The organism is Pedococcus aerophilus, from assembly GCF_039532215.1.
Taxonomy (GTDB): domain Bacteria; phylum Actinomycetota; class Actinomycetes; order Actinomycetales; family Dermatophilaceae; genus Pedococcus; species Pedococcus aerophilus.
The window spans coordinates 1,255,421-1,273,083 of record NZ_BAAARN010000001.1 but is presented as its reverse complement, the minus strand read 5'-3'; the positions used below and the strand labels follow the sequence as shown (position 1 = coordinate 1,273,083).

Annotated in this window: 19 protein-coding genes and 1 tRNA gene; 13 read left to right on the top strand and 7 right to left on the bottom strand. The window is 71.9% G+C overall.

What is annotated here, in order from left to right; all coding sequences use genetic code 11:
* The first annotated feature begins 36 nt into the window (after positions 1-36).
* The 6 genes from ABD286_RS05985 to ABD286_RS05960 all read left to right on the top strand — a co-directional run bounded on the left by ABD286_RS05985 (position 37) and on the right by ABD286_RS05960 (position 3,698).
* Positions 37-291: a hypothetical protein gene (locus tag ABD286_RS05985; protein ID WP_344191211.1), complete on the top strand. Its 255-nt coding sequence runs from the start codon at positions 37-39 to the stop codon at positions 289-291.
* Between the two features lie 251 nt (positions 292-542).
* Positions 543-830 carry a WhiB family transcriptional regulator gene (locus ABD286_RS05980; protein WP_344191209.1) on the top strand — a complete coding sequence of 96 codons (288 nt, stop codon included), beginning with the start codon at positions 543-545 and terminating at the stop codon, positions 828-830.
* On the top strand, positions 827-1,003 hold the full coding sequence (locus tag ABD286_RS05975; protein WP_344191207.1) for a hypothetical protein: 177 nt from the start codon (positions 827-829) through the stop codon (positions 1,001-1,003). The genes ABD286_RS05980 and ABD286_RS05975 overlap by 4 nt, the downstream gene beginning before the upstream one ends.
* A 147-nt stretch (positions 1,004-1,150) precedes the next feature.
* Entirely contained in the window at positions 1,151-2,668 is a 1,518-nt protein-coding gene (locus tag ABD286_RS05970) for an alkaline phosphatase family protein (RefSeq protein WP_344191205.1), read from the top strand.
* 212 nt (positions 2,669-2,880) lie between these two features.
* Entirely contained in the window at positions 2,881-3,519 is a 639-nt protein-coding gene (locus tag ABD286_RS05965; RefSeq protein ID WP_344191203.1) for an HhH-GPD-type base excision DNA repair protein, read from the top strand.
* A gap of 2 nt (positions 3,520-3,521) precedes the next feature.
* Entirely contained in the window at positions 3,522-3,698 is a 177-nt protein-coding gene (locus ABD286_RS05960) for a hypothetical protein (protein ID WP_344191201.1), read from the top strand.
* Positions 3,699-3,710: 12 nt separating this feature from the next.
* Here ABD286_RS05960 and ABD286_RS05955 read toward each other — a convergent pair whose 3' ends face one another.
* The 3 genes from ABD286_RS05955 to ABD286_RS05945 form a co-directional block, all read right to left on the bottom strand.
* The gene (locus ABD286_RS05955; protein ID WP_344191199.1) at positions 3,711-5,048 is read right to left on the bottom strand and encodes an ABC1 kinase family protein; all 1,338 of its coding nucleotides are present in this window, start codon (positions 5,046-5,048) and stop codon (positions 3,711-3,713) included.
* A complete protein-coding gene (locus ABD286_RS05950; RefSeq protein WP_344191197.1) occupies positions 5,045-6,028 on the bottom strand; it encodes a hypothetical protein in 984 nt (327 codons plus the stop codon). The genes ABD286_RS05955 and ABD286_RS05950 overlap by 4 nt, the downstream gene beginning before the upstream one ends.
* 142 nt (positions 6,029-6,170) lie before the next feature.
* On the bottom strand, positions 6,171-6,338 hold the full coding sequence (locus ABD286_RS05945) for a DUF5679 domain-containing protein (RefSeq protein ID WP_164488415.1): 168 nt from the start codon (positions 6,336-6,338) through the stop codon (positions 6,171-6,173).
* 130 nt (positions 6,339-6,468) lie between these two features.
* On the opposite strand from ABD286_RS05945, the gene ABD286_RS05940 reads away from it, so the two are divergent.
* Positions 6,469-7,293, top strand: coding sequence for an enoyl-CoA hydratase/isomerase family protein (locus tag ABD286_RS05940; RefSeq protein WP_344191194.1), 825 nt, complete (start codon positions 6,469-6,471; stop codon positions 7,291-7,293).
* Between the two features lie 124 nt (positions 7,294-7,417).
* Positions 7,418-8,023: a M48 metallopeptidase family protein gene (locus ABD286_RS05935; RefSeq protein WP_344191192.1), complete on the top strand. Its 606-nt coding sequence runs from the start codon at positions 7,418-7,420 to the stop codon at positions 8,021-8,023.
* A gap of 1 nt (position 8,024) precedes the next feature.
* Here ABD286_RS05935 and ABD286_RS05930 read toward each other — a convergent pair whose 3' ends face one another.
* Positions 8,025-8,597: an NUDIX hydrolase gene (locus ABD286_RS05930; protein WP_344191190.1), complete on the bottom strand. Its 573-nt coding sequence runs from the start codon at positions 8,595-8,597 to the stop codon at positions 8,025-8,027.
* Positions 8,594-10,021: a zinc-dependent metalloprotease gene (locus tag ABD286_RS05925; protein WP_344191188.1), complete on the bottom strand. Its 1,428-nt coding sequence runs from the start codon at positions 10,019-10,021 to the stop codon at positions 8,594-8,596. Before ABD286_RS05925 ends, ABD286_RS05930 begins: the two co-directional genes overlap by 4 nt.
* Positions 10,022-10,142: 121 nt before the next feature.
* Here ABD286_RS05925 and ABD286_RS05920 point away from each other — a divergent pair, with 121 nt between their 5' ends.
* Genes ABD286_RS05920 through ABD286_RS05910 form a run of 3 tightly spaced genes read left to right on the top strand, consistent with a single transcriptional unit; the run spans position 10,143 to position 12,819 of the window.
* Positions 10,143-11,237 (top strand): NAD(P)H-binding protein, encoded by a 1,095-nt coding sequence (locus ABD286_RS05920; RefSeq protein WP_344191186.1) that lies wholly within the window; start codon positions 10,143-10,145, stop codon positions 11,235-11,237.
* Positions 11,234-11,698, top strand: coding sequence for a molybdenum cofactor biosynthesis protein MoaE (locus ABD286_RS05915; protein ID WP_344191185.1), 465 nt, complete (start codon positions 11,234-11,236; stop codon positions 11,696-11,698). The genes ABD286_RS05920 and ABD286_RS05915 overlap by 4 nt, the downstream gene beginning before the upstream one ends.
* Entirely contained in the window at positions 11,695-12,819 is a 1,125-nt protein-coding gene (locus ABD286_RS05910) for a YlbL family protein (protein WP_344191184.1), read from the top strand. Before ABD286_RS05915 ends, ABD286_RS05910 begins: the two co-directional genes overlap by 4 nt.
* Before the next feature lie 4 nt (positions 12,820-12,823).
* Here ABD286_RS05910 and ABD286_RS05905 read toward each other — a convergent pair whose 3' ends face one another.
* Positions 12,824-13,378 (bottom strand): PPA1309 family protein, encoded by a 555-nt coding sequence (locus ABD286_RS05905; RefSeq protein WP_344191183.1) that lies wholly within the window; start codon positions 13,376-13,378, stop codon positions 12,824-12,826.
* Between the two features lie 213 nt (positions 13,379-13,591).
* On the opposite strand from ABD286_RS05905, the gene ABD286_RS05900 reads away from it, so the two are divergent.
* Positions 13,592-16,729, top strand: coding sequence for a UPF0182 family membrane protein (locus tag ABD286_RS05900; protein ID WP_344191182.1), 3,138 nt, complete (start codon positions 13,592-13,594; stop codon positions 16,727-16,729).
* 129 nt (positions 16,730-16,858) lie between these two features.
* Positions 16,859-16,935: transfer RNA gene (locus ABD286_RS05895), tRNA-Met, on the top strand.
* A gap of 92 nt (positions 16,936-17,027) precedes the next feature.
* Here the strand turns inward: ABD286_RS05895 and ABD286_RS05890 are convergent.
* Positions 17,028-17,639 carry a rhodanese-like domain-containing protein gene (locus ABD286_RS05890; protein ID WP_344191181.1) on the bottom strand — a complete coding sequence of 204 codons (612 nt, stop codon included), beginning with the start codon at positions 17,637-17,639 and terminating at the stop codon, positions 17,028-17,030.
* Between the last annotated feature and the right edge of the window lie 24 nt (positions 17,640-17,663).

Below are 17,663 nucleotides of genomic sequence, written 5' to 3'. Positions count from 1 at the left end.
CCGGTCCCCACGACACCACGAAGGAGGGTTGGCCCCATGGAGAACATCACGATGACGATCGACGCGACGCACACGTCCCGCGTCCGTTCCGTGTGCCCCGAGGCCGGCCGTCAGCTCCTCGTCAGCACCCGTGGATGGGTTTCCCAGTTCAAGGGGATCGCTGTGCCCGCGCCCGTCGCCTTCCGCGCCGGCTCCGACGTCCAGGCCCCGATGGGCTACGTCGGCGGCTTCGACGCCACCCCCAGCACCAATGATCTCGCGTTCCGTCCCTTCGGAGAGCCACCTGTCTAGGCCACCAGCCAGCAGGCCCCTCCAAGGCCGCGGAACCCGATATCCGGGATCCGCGGCCTTTTGCTTTGTCCCCACGGATTTCTTCCGCTCCACGTTCGGTCAACACCCGGCAGGAAGAAGCAGCACCACATGAATCTGTTCGACACCACCGAAGAGAACGGGCCGGCCCCCGACCGGGGACCCACCGGCCAGAACGCAACGAAAACCTTCGCCACCACCGTGGCGGGACGAGAAGAGGGAGGTGACACCCGATGCAGTTGAGCGCAGTCCACGACCTGTTCGAGCAGGCCGCGACCGCAGGCGCCGGCATCCCGTGTCGAGAGAACGACGCCGAGCTGTGGTTCGCCGAGAGCCCGGCCGACGTCGAGTTCGCGAAGTCGCTGTGCCACACGTGCCCGGCCCGGTTGGCGTGCCTCGCAGGCGCGATCGACCGAGCAGAGCCGTGGGGCGTCTGGGGTGGTGAGCTCCTCGTCCAGGGAGCCATCGTCGCCCGGAAGCGGCCCCGTGGCCGTCCGCGGAAGAACCCCGTGGCCGCATGAGCACCGCCACCCTCCACCGTCACCAGATCAGGAGCTTCACCATGTTCCAGGCCTTGTACGCCGACCTGGCGCGCGCGCACCGAGCGCGCCGCCACCGGGAGTACCAGCGCCGGCTCGAGGCAAAGGCGCAGCACGACATGCTGCTCGCCCTCCCTCGCATGCTGGCCCGGTGACCCCCGCCTGCGAACCCGCCGGGACCCCCGCTCTGGGGAGGTCCCGGCGGGTTCTTCCTTGCCGCGACGAGATCTGGGCAGACCCGCGTGCCTCGACCCGGCTCGCCCTGGTCGTCGGCGCTGCCGCTGCCACCTAGGCTCGCGCCCATGTCTGCCGCCCTCTCGCCAGCCGAGTCCCGCAGCCACGTCGTGGCCGCCCTGACCGCCCCGGAGCTCGCCGCCGTCGTCGACCTCGTGCTGTGGGTGCAGGACGGTGCGGCGATGGCGGCCAACCACCTCGGGTGCGTCCGGCTGCACCCGGACGGCCGCCACGAGGTCGTGGCCGGTGTCGACCCCGTCCCCGACACCAGCCCGATGGCCTTCCTGCCCTACGAGCGGGAGCTCGAGGCGCCCGGTCCACTGGTCTCCACCGACAACGCCTACCCGTATGCAGCCCAGCGCATCTTGTCGCTGTTCGCGGACCCCGACCGCAGCCCCGACCTGGCGGTGGTGCACACTCCGCGTCACCACTTCCCCGACGAGGGCGGCCATGCCGGGGAGCACGGGTCGCTCGACGTGATCCAGTCCCGGGCCCCACTGGTGCTGTCCGGTCCGGGCGTGCAGCGCCTCGGACTCGTCGAGGACCACGCCCGGCTCGTCGACGTGGGTCCGACCCTGGCGGTCCTCGCGGGGGTGCCCGAGTCCGACCTGGTCGACGCGGCCGGTGCGCCGCTCGACGGACGGGTGCTGACGGCATACCTGGACGACCTTGAGCCAGACCCCGAGCCCGACCGCCCTCGGCGGGTGGTCGGCATCCTCTGGGATGGCGCGCACTGCGGTGAGCTGCTCGCCATGGCGCAGGCCGGCGAGCTGCCGGGCGTGGCCCGTCTCCTCGAGCGCGGGCTGGCGCTGACCGGCGGGGCCGTGGCGGAGTTCCCCAGCGTCACGCTCACCAACCACACCTCGATCCTCACCGGCGTGGGGCCGGGGCGGCACGGTGTCCTGGGCAATGTCTTCTACGACCGCTCCACCGGCGAGCAGGTCGTGCCGAACGACGCCGCCACCTGGCACCGCAGCGCCGAGTGGTTGCGCCCATCCGTCCGCACCGTCTTCGAGATGGTGAACGACCATGTGGCACAGGCAGATTCGCCGCGTACGGCAAGCGTCGACGAGGCCATCGACCGTGGAGCCGACTACGGGACGATGGCGCTGCTGCGGCAGGCCGGCGGGTTCGAGGCCGCGACGACCGGCCTCGGCGACCTGCTTCCCGACCCGGCCGCGTCGCCGTTCCTGGCGCGGCCCGAGCACCTCGAGGACAGCTACTTCCACTGGGGTGTGCAGGTCGACGACCTCGGCCTGCAGCAGGTGCTCCAGCTGTGGGAGGACCCGGCGACCGCACCGACCCTGACCTGGTGGGCGAACGTCGTCACCGATGCCGGTCACCACGGAGGCGGCCCCCGCTCCGAGATGGCGCGCGACTCGCTGCGCCAGAGCGATGCCCGGCTGGTGGCCTTCCTCGACCACCTCGAGGGCCTCGGCGTGCTGGACGAGGTGACGTTCCTGCTCACGGCCGACCACGGGTTCGAGGCCGCAGACCCGGCCGTCACAGGGTCGTGGACCCCGGTGCTCGAGTCGCTCGGCGTCCCCTACCGCGACGAGGGCCCCGGCTTCGTCTACCTCCTCTGACAGCCGATCGACCCCGGACCGCGGCTGTTGCGTGCTCAGGCAACAAGGGGCCGGCCAGGCCCTGCCTTCAGGCACACTCAGGCGTATGGCGCAGGGCTGGCTCAGTCGGGTGGGGACACGGCTGCGGCGCGCCCTGCTGTGGCGCGAACGGGCCGGCACCCGGGAAGCGGCGCAGGAGTCGCAGCGGCCGGGGGCTGGCTAGGCTGGTCCGCATGGCCACGCAGATCCGGATCGCCCAGGACGACGCCGCCGACGAGGTGCTGAGCAAGGACCCGTTCGCCCTGCTGGTGGGGATGCTGCTCGACCAGCAGTACCCCATGGAGCACGCCTTCCGCGGTCCGTGGAAGATCCTCGAACGCTTCGGGACGCTGTCACCCTCGGCCATCGCGGATGCCGAGCCGGAGGCGTTCGCCGACCTGTGCTCGACCCCTCCGGCGATCCACCGGTACGGCCGGTCGATGGCCGGGCGGGTGCAGCAGCTCGCCGTGGTCGTCCGCGACGAGTACGACGGGCGGGCCGAGTCGATCTGGCAGGACGCGGCCGACGCGGCCGACCTCCTGGGGCGGCTCCGGGCGCTGCCCGGCTTCGGTGACCAGAAGGCGCGCATCTTCGCCGCCCTGGTGGGCAAGCAGCTCGACGTCCGTCCGGCCGGGTGGCAGGAAGCCGTCGGCCCGTACGCGGAGGACGGCAGCTACCGCTCCGTCGCCGATGTCGTCGATGCCGAGTCCCTGGCCAAGGTGCGCGAGTTCAAGCAGGCCGCCAAGGCCGAGGCGAAGGCCAGGGCCGCCGCCGTGACGACCAAGGCAGCACCACGGGCCCAGGGCGCGGCGGGCACCAAGGACAAGGCCTGACCGTGGCAGACCAGGCGCCGGTCTGCGCGACCTGCGGCACGACCGCCCCGGACCCCTCGCTCGCCACCATCACGTGGACCCGAGGCACCGAGAACGGTCGCGACACCTGGACCTGCGACCGCTGCAGCCGCGACCACCTGCGCAGCATCGAGGGGAAGCTCGACAGCACCTGGTGGTGAGGGCGGTGCCCCTCAATCGATGGGCGGCGGCAGGGTGTGGAGCTTGAGCCCCGGCATGTGCTCGATGACGATGTCGCGCGCCGGGATGGTGCCGTTCAGCTGGCAGAGCACGCCGATCCCACCGAGCCAGACCCGGTGGATGAGCAGGTACGACGGCGGCAGGTTGAGCTTCATCCCCACGAGGAACTCGGGTCGGCGCACGTCGTTGACGTGGGCGGCGACGCTGCGCAGCCACTCGCGGCTGAAGGTGAACTCCTCGTGCAGCAGCGGGTCGATGAACGGCTGGAGGTAGTCGAGCAGCGCCTGGGCGTCGAGCGACATCGAGGGCTTGATGAACCCTTCCGACCGCAGGCCGGCCTCGAGCCCCTGGGCGTCGCCCTGCAGCGCGGCAGCGGCGAGCGAGCCCATCGCCGGCGGCAGACCCTGGGGGAGCCGGTTGACGGCGCCGTAGTCGATGACACCGAGCCGTCCGTCCTCCAGGAGCCTGAAGTTGCCCGGGTGCGGGTCGGCGTGGAGCAGCCCGGCGCGGGCCGGCCCGACGAGCAGGAACTCCATGTAGCGCTCGGCCGCGGCGTCACGCTGAGCCTTGGTGCCCTTGGCGACGATGGTGGACAACGGGATGCCGTCCATCCACTCCGAGACGATGACGTGCTCGCTGTTGACCAGGACGTCCGGGACGGCGAACCGGTCGTCGTCGCGGAAGATCTTGGCGAACCGTCGCTGGCTCGTGGCCTCGAGGTTGTAGTCGAGCTCCTCGGACATCCGCGACTTGAGCTCGTCGGTGATCGGCTTGATGTCCATGCCGGGGATCCAGCCGCCGGCCAGCCGGGCCACCCGGGCCAGCTGGTTGAGGTCCGACAGCAGGGCCTTGCCGGCCCCGGGGTACTGGATCTTCACGGCGACCTCACGGCCGTCCCGCCAGACCGCCTTGTGCACCTGCCCGATCGAGGCAGCGGCTGCGGGCGTGTCGTTGAACGACTGGAACTTCGCGCTGCGCCAGCGGGGGCCGAGCTCCTCGGCGAGGACGGCGTGCACGGTCGCGGCCGGGAGCGGGGGAGCCGCCTCCTGGAGCTTGGTGAGGGTGGCGCGGTAGGGAGCGGCCATCTCCTCGGGGAGGGCGGCCTCCATGACGGACATGGCCTGGCCGAACTTCATCGCCCCGCCCTTGAGCTCGCCCAGGACCTTGAACAGCTGCTCAGCGGTCCGGGCCTGCAGCTCGGCGGCGACGACCTCGGCGGACTTGCCCCCGACGCGCTTGCCGAGCCCGACCGCCGTACGGCCCGCGAAGCCGAGGGGCAGGCTGGCCAGACGGGCCGTGCGGCTGACGGCACGACGTGGGAGCTCGTTCATCCAGCCATTCTCACCTGTCCGGCGCCGTTCGCGTCGGCGGGTGGGTCGTAGGTCACCTGTACGGCGCACGAACAGCGGGGGTGGATGCCCCATCTGCGCTGGCGGACGCGGGGCCACGGCAGCCCCACCTCGAGGGACCTTCCGGTCGGCAGGGGCTGCCCGTCGACGACGCCGAGCACGACCATCGCGGCCATCCCGGCCGCCACCCCGACCAACGTCGTCTCCCCGCCGATCTCCCGGCCCGCGCCCACCGCGGGTCGGGTGAGCTGACCGAGCAGCGCCGGCCAGGCCGGGTCGAGGTCGGAGCGGGTGAGGTCCAGGCACCGAAGGCACGGACCGCCCGCAACGACCAGGGGCCCGACGACGGCCTCCACGTCGTGCATGAGGACGGGCAGCACGGGGATGCCGCGCCGGCGCCACGGGTGCGCGGCAGCAGGGTCGAGGGCGCCCGCGGCGGGCAGGACGACGACGGACGGGGCGGGAACGTCCCGGCGGCCACTGGACGCCGCGTGCTCCCAGTCGTCCGCGGGACCACGCCCCTGCGACACCCGGCCGATGCCTGCTCGGCGCAGGGCTGTCGTCAGAGCTGCCGGCAGGTCGCCCCGGCCGGCGACGATGACGTGGGCCGCGCGCCGTGCCGCCAACGCGGCATACCCGTGCGTGGGTGGGGAGCTGGTGCGCACCAGGGCGTCGGCATCGGCGGCGAGGACGCCGCGGACGACCGGGGGGACGGGGGAGGCCGGTGCGGCCTCGCAGACCAGGCCGCACGCCAGCAGCTCCTCGAGGAGGTCGGCGCCGGTGCCGGTGGTCAAGGCCAAGGGCACCTCGCGGGTGCCGTCGAGGCCTTCGAGCCCGGCGATCTCCGCCTCGCTCAGGCCTCCGACCACCACGGCGTGCTCGGCCGCCGTGCCGAACTGCACCTCGCCGGGGCCGCGCCGCAGCGCCGGCCACAGGGTGCGCAGGAGCGGGCGGCGGGTCACCCGCGACAGCGTCGCACAGCGGACCCGGGCCACCGCTGGTCATCCACAGGCGCCGACGACGGGCCCGGACGACGACCCCGGACGCCGCGAAGGGCGGCCCGACCAGGTGGTCGAGCCGCCCTTCGCGATGGGTCGGCCTGCGTCAGGCCTTGCCGAGAATGCGGTTGAGGTTGGTGCCACACACGGGGCAGACACCCTTGGCCATGCGGCGGCCGTTGGTCTCCACGACACGGCCCTCGGCCTCGCGCTTCTCCTTGCACTTCACGCAGTAGAACTCGCCCTTGTAGGTCTCTTGGGTCTCTTCAGCCATCGCCATGTCTCCTTGTCGATCTCGGCGCACGCTGCGCCGTCGGACTTCGGCAACCGTAGACCATGCTGAGCACAAAATCGCGCAAGGGGGCGTGTCCCTCGTGCTCAGCGCCACCCCTAGGCTTCGCGCCATGACGGGCCGACAGTGGTGGGACGAGACGTTCGAGGACCTGCAGGTCACGAGCCGGGAGAGCTCCGGGCGCCGGGTCGCGGTGGTGACCCTGGACCTGCCGGGACGACGCAACTCGATGAGTGCCGCCATGACCGCGTCATGGCTCGACCTCATGGGCCTGCTCCGCCGGGACGGCGACCTCGCGGCGGTCGTCGTGACCGGTGCGCCGCCCGCGTTCTGCGCCGGTGGGGACCTGTCCTGGATCGTGTCCGAACCCGACGCGTCGGTGTCGGACCTGCGAGCCCGGATGCTCACCTTCTACCGTTCGTGGCTCTCGGTCCGCGACCTCGAGGTGCCGACCATCGCCGCCCTCAACGGCTCCGCGATCGGGGCCGGGTTCGCGATCGCCCTCGCGTGCGACCTGAGGTATGCCGCCGCTGACGCCAAGCTGGGGGTTCCGTTCACCTCTCTGGGGTTGCACCCGGGCATGGCGACGACGTGGTCGCTGCCGGACGTGGCGGGCCAGGCGGTCGCTCGCGACCTGTTGCTCACCGGACGGATCATCAACGGGGACGAGGCATTCCGGCTCGGACTGGTCTCCAGAGCGGTGCCGGCCGACGACGTGCTCGCTGAGGCGCTGGAGGCCGCCGACCGCATCGCGGCTGCGGCACCCGTGGCCACGCGGCTGACGCTCCAGGCCCTCCGCGCGGGCGGCCACCCCGACCTCGAGACCGCGCTGCAGTGGGAGGCGCTGGCCCAGGCGACGACGCTGGCGACGAAGGACGTGCACGAGGGGATCGCTGCCGCGGCGGCACGCCGGACACCGCAGTTCCGCGGCGAGTAGCGGCCGACCAGGTCCGGCTGGTCCGTTGTCGGACCGTGGGCAGAGCTGCCGCGGGACCTGACCTGCACGGGTGTCGTGCCCCAGATCACCGACGTTGTCAGATTCGTCACCTATCGTGAGGATCATGGGGAGCACTGACATCGAGGTCAGGCGCAGTCGGCGCCGGCGTCGCACCGTGAGCGCGTACCGGGAGAACGGTCGCACCATCGTGCTCATCCCTGCCCGCTTCACCCGGGCCGAGGAGCAGCAGTGGGTCGCCACGATGGTCGACAAGCTCGACAAGGGCGACCAGCGCCGACGTCCGAGCGACACCCAGCTCCAGAAGCGTGCGGCCGACCTGTCCCAGCGCTACCTCGGCGGGTTGGCCAAGCCGTCGAGCATCCGGTGGGTCACCAACCAGAACTCCCGGTGGGGTTCCTGCACCCCGGCCGACGGCACCATCCGGATCTCCGCCCGGGTCAAGGGGATGCCGGGCTTCGTGCTCGACTACGTCATCCTCCACGAGCTCGCCCACCTGCTGGCGCCCGGCCACGGTCCGGACTTCTGGCGGCTGCTGAAGTCCTACCCGCGCACCGAGCGGGCCCGGGGCTACCTCGAGGGCGTGGCGGCGACCGCCGGCCTCGACCTCACCGAGGACGACGACGTGGGCGACGAGGTGGGCGACGAGGTGGCTGGTGACAGCGGGGGCGGCGAGCAGGCCGCCCTCGACATCCAGACCCCGACCGACTGATTCAGCCGAGCACCTGCCGGGCTGCCCGCGCGAGCGGCCCGATCTCGTGGGCGCTCTCGGCGGGGAGGCGGTCGACCGGCCACCAGGCCACGTCCAACGACTCGTCGCTGACGGCGTACGCGGTCTCATCCTGGGCGACACCGGCGTAGCGCAGGTCGAGGTGCTCGCTGCAGCGCCCGAACCCGGACGCGAGCAGCCGGTGCCGGTCCAGGTGGACCAGCTGCGGTGACAGCTCCAGCGCGGCGATCCCCGACTCCTCCCGGGCCTCGCGGGTGGCAGCGCCGAGGACGGTGCGGTCGGCCGGCTCGAAGTGCCCACCGAACTGGAGCCACAGCCCAGCCTTGGCGTGCAGCGTCAGCAGCACCTGGTCGAGCGAGCCGTTGAGCACCAGGGCGCTCGCGGTCAGGTGGGCCGGGGGGCCCTGCTTCGAGAGCGCATCGGGGTGGGCCAGGCAGTGCGCGAGCAGCCCGGTCCGCAGGTCCTCCTGCTGCTCGTCGGGTGCGGTCCAGACCTCGAGGACCCGGACCGCGTCGTCCCGCAGGGCGAGGAAGCCGGGATCGACCTGCTGGCTCACTGGGTGGGGCCCTGCTCGCCCTCGCTGAGCAGCTGGTCGAGCGCGGCGTCCATCTCGGAGTCGTTGGAGGTGCCGACCCGGTCGACGTAGCCGAGCGGGTCGTCGAGGTCGGCGGCCGTCGGTGCCACGTCGGGGTGGCCCCACGCGTCGTCGCGACCCTGCTGGCCGTGGCGGTCCTCGAGCGCGGCCCAGAGGTTGGCTGCGTCGCGGAGGCGGCGCGGTCGCAGCTCGAGGCCGACGAGACCGGAGAACGCCTTCTCTGCCGGGCCACCGATGGCGCGGCGGCGGCGGACCGCCTCGCCCAGCGCGGCGGCCTGGGGGAGGTGGTCGCGGGTCGCCCGGTCGGCGACGACGTCGACCCAGCCCTCGACGAGGGCGAGGTAGGTCTCGAGGCGCCCCAGCGCCGCACGCTGGCTGGCGCTCGGCTCGGGACGGAAGAGCTGGTCCTGGAGCGCCGACTGCAGGGCCGTGGGGTCGCTGGTGTCGACCGAGGTGAGCGCCGACTCGATCCGGTCGGTGTCGATGCTGATGTCGCGGGCGTAGTCGCGCACGGCTGCCAGCAGCTGGGGCCCGATCCACGGCACCTCGCTGAAGAGCCGCACCCGGGCCGCCTCGCGGACCGCGAGGTAGAGCCGCACCTGGTCGAGGTCGACGCCGAGGCCGTCCGCGAAGGCCTCGACGTTGGCCGGGAGCAGGACGACGGCGCGGTCGGTGACGAGCGGGAGGCCGACCTCGGTGCCGCTCACGGTCTCGGTGGCGAGCGCGCCCAGAGCCTGGCCGACCTGCAGGCCGAACATCGACCCGCTCATCTTGGCCATCATCGGCTCCATCTGGCCGATGAGGGCGGACGGGTCCATGCCGGCGGGGAGCAGTCCCTCGGGCAGGGCCGCCCCGTCGCCGAGCTCTTTCATCTGGGTCCGCATGGCGTCGCCGACGGCCCGGCCGACACCCTCGGCGACGGGCTCGACGAGGGTGCGCCAGGTCGGCATCGTGGCCTCGACCCACTCGGCGCGGCTCCAGGCGTGCGTCGTGATGCCGGGGGCCTCGAACGCCGTCACCTCGTCGAGCCACAGCTCGGCGACCTGCGCGGCCTGGGCCACCTGCCGGGCCGTCGCCTCGGAGACCGACGCGTCCCCCGCGGCCGACACGGTCTTGCGGGCCGTGTCGGTGGCGAGCGCGACGTTGAACGGGCCGTCGTCGGTGCTGGCGAACATCGCCTGCACCTGGCCCATCATCATCTGCAGCATCGCCGGGTCGACCTGGTCGATGCCCATGTCCTTGAGGGTCCGCGCCATCTCGGGGTCGATCCGACCACCGGTGATGCGCGCGATCATCTGCTCAAGCTCGGGCGGCAGGCCCGACCCCGTGGGTTCGTCGCCGGACCCGTCGGAGGGTGAGTCGGGGGTCTGGGGGTGGTCGGGCACAACGGCTCCTCGGCGGTCCTGAGAGGATGGGCTTTCCTTAGACAACCACGCGGAGGCCACGGTGAGTTCCCCAGCCCGCGCCGGAACGGGCGGCGTTCGCTCGCGGCGTAGCGCCATCGACGTGGCCGTCGTGGGTACCGCCGACGCAGCCAGCGAAGCCGTCCTCCGGGCCCTGCTCACCGCGGCAGCGCGCGGGCACGCCGCCCCCGGCGAGCCCGGCACCGAGTCGCGCATCGGCACGGTGGTGGCCGTCGACACCGAACGCCCCACCGTCGGCGGGGTCGAGTTCCGCCTCGCCGACCCGGCCGACCCCGCGCTGGTGAAGGCGCTCGCCGGCGTCCACGCCGCGGCATACGTGGCAGCGAGCACCGACCTCGAGCAGGACCTGGCGCTCGGCACCCGACCGCGCCGCGAGCGGAATCTGCGGCGCGCGCAGACCGTGATCACCGCGGCCGCCGCGGCGGGCGTGCGGCACCTCGTCGTGGTCACCGGGGCGCAGGTGTACGGCGCCCTCCCGGACAACCCCGTGCCCCTCGCCGACGACGCCCCGCTGCGTGCGCCGGCGGACGAGGGGCAGGTCGGCGACCTCATGGACGTCGAGCAGCTCGTGGCCGTCGCTCGAGACGTCCACCCCGGTCTGCGCCTCACGGTCGTGCGCCCGGCGGCGCTCGTCGGCGACGGCGTCGACACCGTCACGACACGGCACTTCGAGGCGCCCCGGCTGCTGACGGTGCGCGGCGCCGACGCGGCGTGGCAGTTCTGCCACGTCGACGACCTCGGGTCCGCCGTGGCGGTCGTCGTCGCGCGTGGTGTCGAGGGTGCGGTGTCCGTCGGGGCACCGGGTCACCTGACCCAGGGCGACCTCGAGCGGCTCACCGGGATGCGCCAGGTCGAGCTCAGCCTGAACGCCGCGATGGGAACTGCCGACCGCCTCCACCGCGTTGGGGTCTTGCCGGCTCCCGCCAGCGACCTGGCCTTCGTGGCCTTCCCGTGGGCGGTGTCCTCCGAGACCCTCCTGGGTCGCGGTTGGGTGCCGGTCCATGACAATGAGACGTGCCTCGGTGTCCTGCTGGACGCCATCAGGGGCTCACACGCGGTCGCGGCGAGACGCCTGGATCGCAAGGACGCCGCCCTGGGGGCGGCCAGTGCCGCGGTCGCCCTCGTGGGGACCGCGGCGATCATGCGGCGTCGCCGCAAGAAGGGTGTGACCGGATGAGCGAGCCGACCACGGGGTCGACCAGCGAGCTGTCGACCAGCGCGGAGGTCGTCCTCTGCGACGTCCGTGACGAGGCGCTCAGCGTCGACGAGGTCCTCGGCCTCGTGCGGCACCCCCAGTGCGGCGGGATCGCGCTGTTCGTCGGGGTCGTGCGCGACCACGACCACGGGGCACCGGTCACCGCCCTCGACTACTCGGCGCACCCCAGCGTCGTCGACGCGCTCGCCAAGGTCTGCCAGGAGGTGGCCGAGCGCCACCCCGTCGCCCGTCTGGGTGCCGTGCACCGCGTCGGTCACCTCGAGATCGGTGACATGGCCGTCGTCGCCGCCGTGTCCGCGCCCCACCGCGGGCAGGCGTTCGACGCCTGCCGCGACCTGATCGACACCCTGAAGTCGACCGTCCCGATCTGGAAGCACCAGCAGTTCACCGACGGGTCGGACGAGTGGGTGGGCCTCCCGTGAGCTCACCCGGTATGACGCCGTCCCCGATCACCGAGCCGGGACAGCGTGGGGGACCGGGCCACTCCGACCCCTACCGCCTGGGTCGGCGCTCGTCGGCCAGCCTCATCGGCCTGTTCCTCGCGATCGCCCTCGGGGCACTGTCCACGCTGGTCGGGCTGCCCTACGTCGTGATGAAGCCCGGTCCGATCACCAACACGCTCGGCCAGCTCGGTGGCAAGGACCTCATCACGGTGGCCGGGGCGCAGACGTACCCGACCGAGGGGGCCCTCGACTTCACCACGGTCCGCGTGTCCGGCGGTCCGGGCTACCGCGTCACCGTATGGGACGTCCTCAAGGGCGCCATCGACCCCAGCGAGGAGGTCGTCGACGAGGAGGTCTACTTCCCCAAGGGCGTGACCGACAAACAGGTGGAGGAGGAGAGCACCGCCGAGATGATCGACTCCCAGCAGGAGGCGATCGCCGTCGCGCTCAAGGCGACCGGCCAGAAGGTCACCACGCACACCGTCATCGGCCAGGTCGCCGACGACGCTCCGTCGGCCGCCCTGCTCAAGGCCGGCGACGAGGTGCTCGCCGTGGACGGCAAGACCGTCGACGGCCCCGAGTCCATCCGGGCGGCCATCGGCACCCACACCGCGGGCGAGACGGTGCAGCTGCGGCTCAAGCGCGGCAGCGAGACGGTCGACGTCGCCGCGAAGACCCGGGACTCCGGTGGACGGGTGACCGTGGGGGTGTTCCTCGGGACGCGGTTCGACTTCCCGATCGATGTGAAGATCGACGCCGGAAATGTCGGCGGGCCCTCTGCCGGAACGATGTTCGCACTCGGCGTCTACGACCGCCTCACCCCCGGCGCGCTGACCGGTGGCAAGAAGATCGCCGGCACCGGGACCATCGACGCCGCCGGCACCGTCGGGCCGATCGGTGGCATCCGCCAGAAGCTCGTCGGGGCGCACGACGGGGGAGCGAAGTTCTTCCTCGCGCCCGCCGACAACTGCGACGAGGTCGTCGACCACGTGCCGGACGGCCTGACCGTCGTGCGGATAAGCACGTTCGACGAGGCGAAGAACTCGGTCGAGGCCATCGCCGCCGGGCGGGCCGACAGCCTGCCGACCTGCACGAAGTAGTCGGTCAGCCCTGGAGGGTGGCGCGCAGCGCGTGGACCAGGCCCGGGGCGATGTCCTCGCCGAGGGCCACCTGGTCGTCGCGGTCGTGGGCGCGCTGGCGCAGCAGGCACCGGCTCTGGCCGTCACGGGTGACCGCGACGAGGAGTCGGACGTCCTGACGCTTGGGGTGGGCCGCCAGGGCGTCGACGGCGGACTCGGCGTGCACCGGGAGGTCGCGCTCGGCCTCCGGCGGCACGACGATCCGCTCGACGGCCAGGGCTGCGCCTACGACGCTCTCGGGCCAGGCGATGCCGCCGAGGAGCGACTCGAGGTTGGAGGTCTTCGGCAGGTCCTCCTGCTCGATGGCGCTGAGCGCGCCCTCGGCGAGGTCGGCCCCCTTGAGCTGGGCGCGCAGGTGCGGCTCGCGGGCCACCAGGTCGGAGGTCGGCACCAGGGCGAAGAGTCGCGGGTTCTGGTCCCAGCCGGAGGCTGCGACGTGCTTCTCGGTGTCGAGGGCAGCGATGGACAGCGGGTCGGCGACAGGTTGGGACGTCTGGCTCACGCGCCCATCGTGCCGCATCCGGGCGCGTCGGCGCGCACGGCACCCGCGGCCGTGCCGACGGGGGACCGACAGGGTTGTCCACGAGGTGGGCACGCGGCATACCCAGCGGGTTGCCAGCCGACACCAAGGCGTGATGCAGGCGGGCGTGGGAACCACAGCAGCGCTCGGTAAGTTGGTCCCACTACCAGCAGGCCCCCATCGTGGGAGGCGGCGAGGCAGATCGGGCGTGGAGTGAGTTCTTCAGAGTGGTTCGGGCAGGACCGACCGGGCGGCGAAGGCGGTCGGGGCGAGGGCACGCCGCGACCCGGTGGGGCAGGGGCCGGCGGTCGTCGCCCCCCGACCCTGAACTTCCGCAGGCGTCGCGGCCCGCTGGCGCCGACGATCCTCATCCTCGTGGTCCTCGGCTTCCTCGGCTCGATCGGCGCATCGCTGTGGACCGAGGTGCTGTGGTTCCAGTCGGTCGGCTACACCAACGTCTTCACGACGCAGCTGGTCACCAAGGTCGTGCTGTTCGTCATCGGCTTCGTCATCACCGCGGCTCTCGTGGCCTCCAGCCTGCTCATCGCCTACCGCACGCGCCCGATCTACGCGCCAGTCACGGCCCAGCAGCAGAGCCTCGACCAGTACCGCGAGGCCATCGAGCCGCTGCGCAAGGTCGCGATCATCGCGGTCCCCGCCGTCCTCGGCCTGCTCGCGGGCACCGGTGCCGCCGGGCAGTGGCAGACGTTCCTGCTCTGGCGCAACGGCAGCTCGTTCGGCACCAAGGACCCGCAGTTCAACCTCGACCTGTCCTTCTTCGTCTTCACCCTGCCGTGGATCCGGTTCCTGCTGGGCTTCCTCACCATGGCCCTCGTCATGGCGCTGCTGGCCGCGGCGTTCACGCACTACGTCTACGGCGGGCTCCAGATCCAGACGCGAGCCGAGCGCACCACTCGCGCCACCCGGACGCACCTCGCGATCCTCGTCGCGGTCCTCGTGCTCGTGCGGGCAGCGACCTACTGGTTCGACCGCTACTCGTTGTCCACCAAGGACTCCACGCTGCTGACCGGCATCAGGTACACCGACGCCAACGCGGTCCTGCCGGCCAAGGCGATCCTGGCCGTGGCCGCGATCATGGTGGCGGGCATCTTCATCGCCTCGATCTGGACGCGCTCGTGGCGCCTGCCCGTCGTCGGTGTCGCGCTGCTCGTCATCACCTCCCTCGTCGTGGGCAACATCTACCCGGCGCTGGTCCAGCGCTTCCAGGTGCGCCCGTCCGAGAAGTCGCTGGAGCAGCCGTACATCGAGCGCAGCATCAAGGCGACCCGCGCCGCCTACGGCATCGAGGACATCAAGACCACGCCGTACACGGCGACGACCGAGGCCAGCCAGGGCCAGCTGCGCGACGACGCGGAGACGATCCCCGGCATCCGCCTGGTGGACCCGATCGTGGTGTCGCCGACGTTCAAGCAGCTCCAGTCGGTGAAGTCCTACTACGCCTTCCCTGACGCCCTCGACGTCGACCGCTACGAGGTCGACGGCAAGGTCCGCGACACCGTGGTGGCCGTCCGCGAGCTCGACCTCGCCGGGGTGCCGAACAACCAGCGCAACTGGCTCAACGACCATACGGTCTACACCCACGGCTACGGCGCCGTCGCCGCGTACGGGAACCAGCGCACGGCCGACGGTGAGCCGGTCTTCTACGAGCGCAACATCCCGCCGTCGGGCGCCCTCGGGGAGTACGAGCCGCGCGTCTACTTCGGTGAGAAGTCGCCGACCTACTCCATCGTGGGTGCGGCAGCAGGTGCCTCGCCGCGCGAGTTCGACTACCCCGACAACAGCGCTGCCGGGCAGAAGAACAACACCTACTCCGGCAAGGGTGGCGTCGCGCTCAGCTCCTTCCCGCGCCAGGCCGCGTACGCCCTGAAGTACCGCGAGCTCAACCTCCTGCTCTCGGACGCGGTGACCGACAACAGCCGCATCCTCGACCACCGTGAGCCGCTCGAGCGCGTCGAGCGGGTGGCGCCGTGGCTGACCCCCGACGGCAACCCGTACCCCGCGGTGGTGGACGGCCGGATCCAGTGGATCATCGACGGCTACACCACCTCGGCGGACTACCCGTACTCGCGCCTGACCGAGGTCGACAGCGCGACGTCCGACTCCGTCACCGCGCGCTCCAGCGCCGTCCAGGCGATCGGCGTGGGCAAGGTCAACTACATGCGGAACTCGGTCAAGGCGACCGTGGACGCGTACGACGGCTCGGTCAAGCTGTACTCGTGGGACGACAAGGACCCGGTGCTCAAGGCGTGGAGCGCGGCCTTCGACAACACGGTGCGCCCCATGTCGGAGATCAGCGGCGACCTCATGTCGCACCTGCGCTACCCCGAGGACCTGTTCAAGGTCCAGCGACAGCTGCTCACCCGCTACCACGTCACCGACGCGGCCTCCTTCTACGGCGGCCAGGACTTCTGGGAGGTCCCCGAGGACCCGGCCCAGGAGCAGCGGAACGTCGACCAGCCGCCGTACTACCTGACGCTGAAGATGCCCGACCAGGACGCTGCCAAGTTCTCCCTGACGACGACCTTCAAGCCGGTCGGTGACCGCCAGGTGCTCTCGGGCTTCCTGTCGGTGGACGCCGACGCGGGGACGACGGCGGGCAAGCCCAGCGCCGACTACGGCACGCTGCGCCTGCTCGAGCTCCCGAAGGACAGCCAGGTCCGAGGACCCGGCCAGGTCCAGAACGACATCAACTCGTCGAACCAGACCTCGGCCGCGTTCAGCCTGACGCTGTCGCAGTTCCTCAACAACGCGCGCCAGCAGGGCTCGCGGGTGACGCTCGGCAACCTGCTGACCCTCCCGGTCGGTGGCGGACTGCTCTACGTCCAGCCGATCTACGTCAGCGCCAACAGCACCACGGCGTTCCCGCTGTCCCGCGCCACGGTGGTGGCGTTCGGCAACAAGCTCGCGTGGTCGGACACCCTCGACGGAGCCCTCGACGGACTCTTCGGCGGAAACTCTGGAGCCACCGCGGGTGACTCCGGCACCGGTGGCGGCACGGGCACGGGAAGCACGCCGACCCCGACGCCCAGCCCGAGCACCAGCGGCGGTACCCCGACGCCCAGCCCGAGCACGTCGAGCCCGTCCGGTGGCACGGGGGTGGCCGACCCGGCTGCGCTGGCCGCCGCGCTCGCCGACATCCAGGCGGCGTACGCCGAAGGCCAGGAAGCGTTGCGCAAGAACGACTTCGCGGCCTACGGCACGGCGCAGAAGAAGCTCGACGACGCGATCAAGCGGGCCGTGGCCGCCTCGCCGAAGGGCGGCAGCGTCACCGTGTCGCCGTCTCCGTCGGCCAGCGCGACCACGCCGGCGCCGAGCGCGACGACCCCGTGACAGCAGGCTGGCGACCGGCCCGTGGGCCGGTCGCCAGCCTCTGTGACCCGGTCCGGGCACTCCTCGGTATGGCGCGTCGGGGACGATTTGGAGATGGCGGCAGGCGTCCCGTAAGGTTGGGTTCACCGACGCGGGGTGGAGCAGCTCGGTAGCTCGCCGGGCTCATAACCCGGAGGTCGCAGGTTCAAATCCTGCCCCCGCTACCAACGCGTCAGCGACAGAAGGCCCGGACCACTGGTCCGGGCCTTCTGCTGTCTCTGCGCTGCCGCATCTGCCGAAGCGCTGCTCCTTCCGCGGGCTACAGGTCGTCTCGCAGGTCGCGCAGGACTGCCGCCAGCTCAAGGGCGTTGCGACGGTTGTACGGCAGCTTGGACAGCAGCATGCCCATGGCGCAGCTGTTCGTCACGGCTGCTCCCGTCAGGCCCGCACCGATGCCGGCAGAGATCCACTTGGTCCATGGGACGACGGTGCTGGTCAGCACCCCGGCCAACACGATGCTGCCGGCGACCAGGCGCACCTGCCGTTCGAGTTCCCACGTCTGCGCGCCGCGCGTCAGGGGGCCACCGACGGCTTCCCAGGCGGTGATGCCACCGGCCAGGACGTGCAGGTTCTCCAGACCAGTGGTGGCAAGCACGGTTTCAGCCTGGGCGGCGCGGGCACCGGAGCGGCAGACCAGGACGACGTCGTCTCCCAGATGGGTGCGTAGCTCCGTTGCGTGTTCGCGCAGCAGGTCCAAGGGGACGTTGTAGGACCCGGGGATGTGCGCGGTCGTGAACTCGGCGGGGCTGCGCACGTCGAGCAGTCGGGGTCCGTCCGTCGCGGTGAGCCAGTCCTGGACCGCCTGAGCGTCCAGGGCGGCCGGGCGGCGCAGCCGGGCGCCGGTCGGGGTGGTGTTCGTGGGGCAGGTCATGGGTTCCTTTCGAGGGCGCGCCGG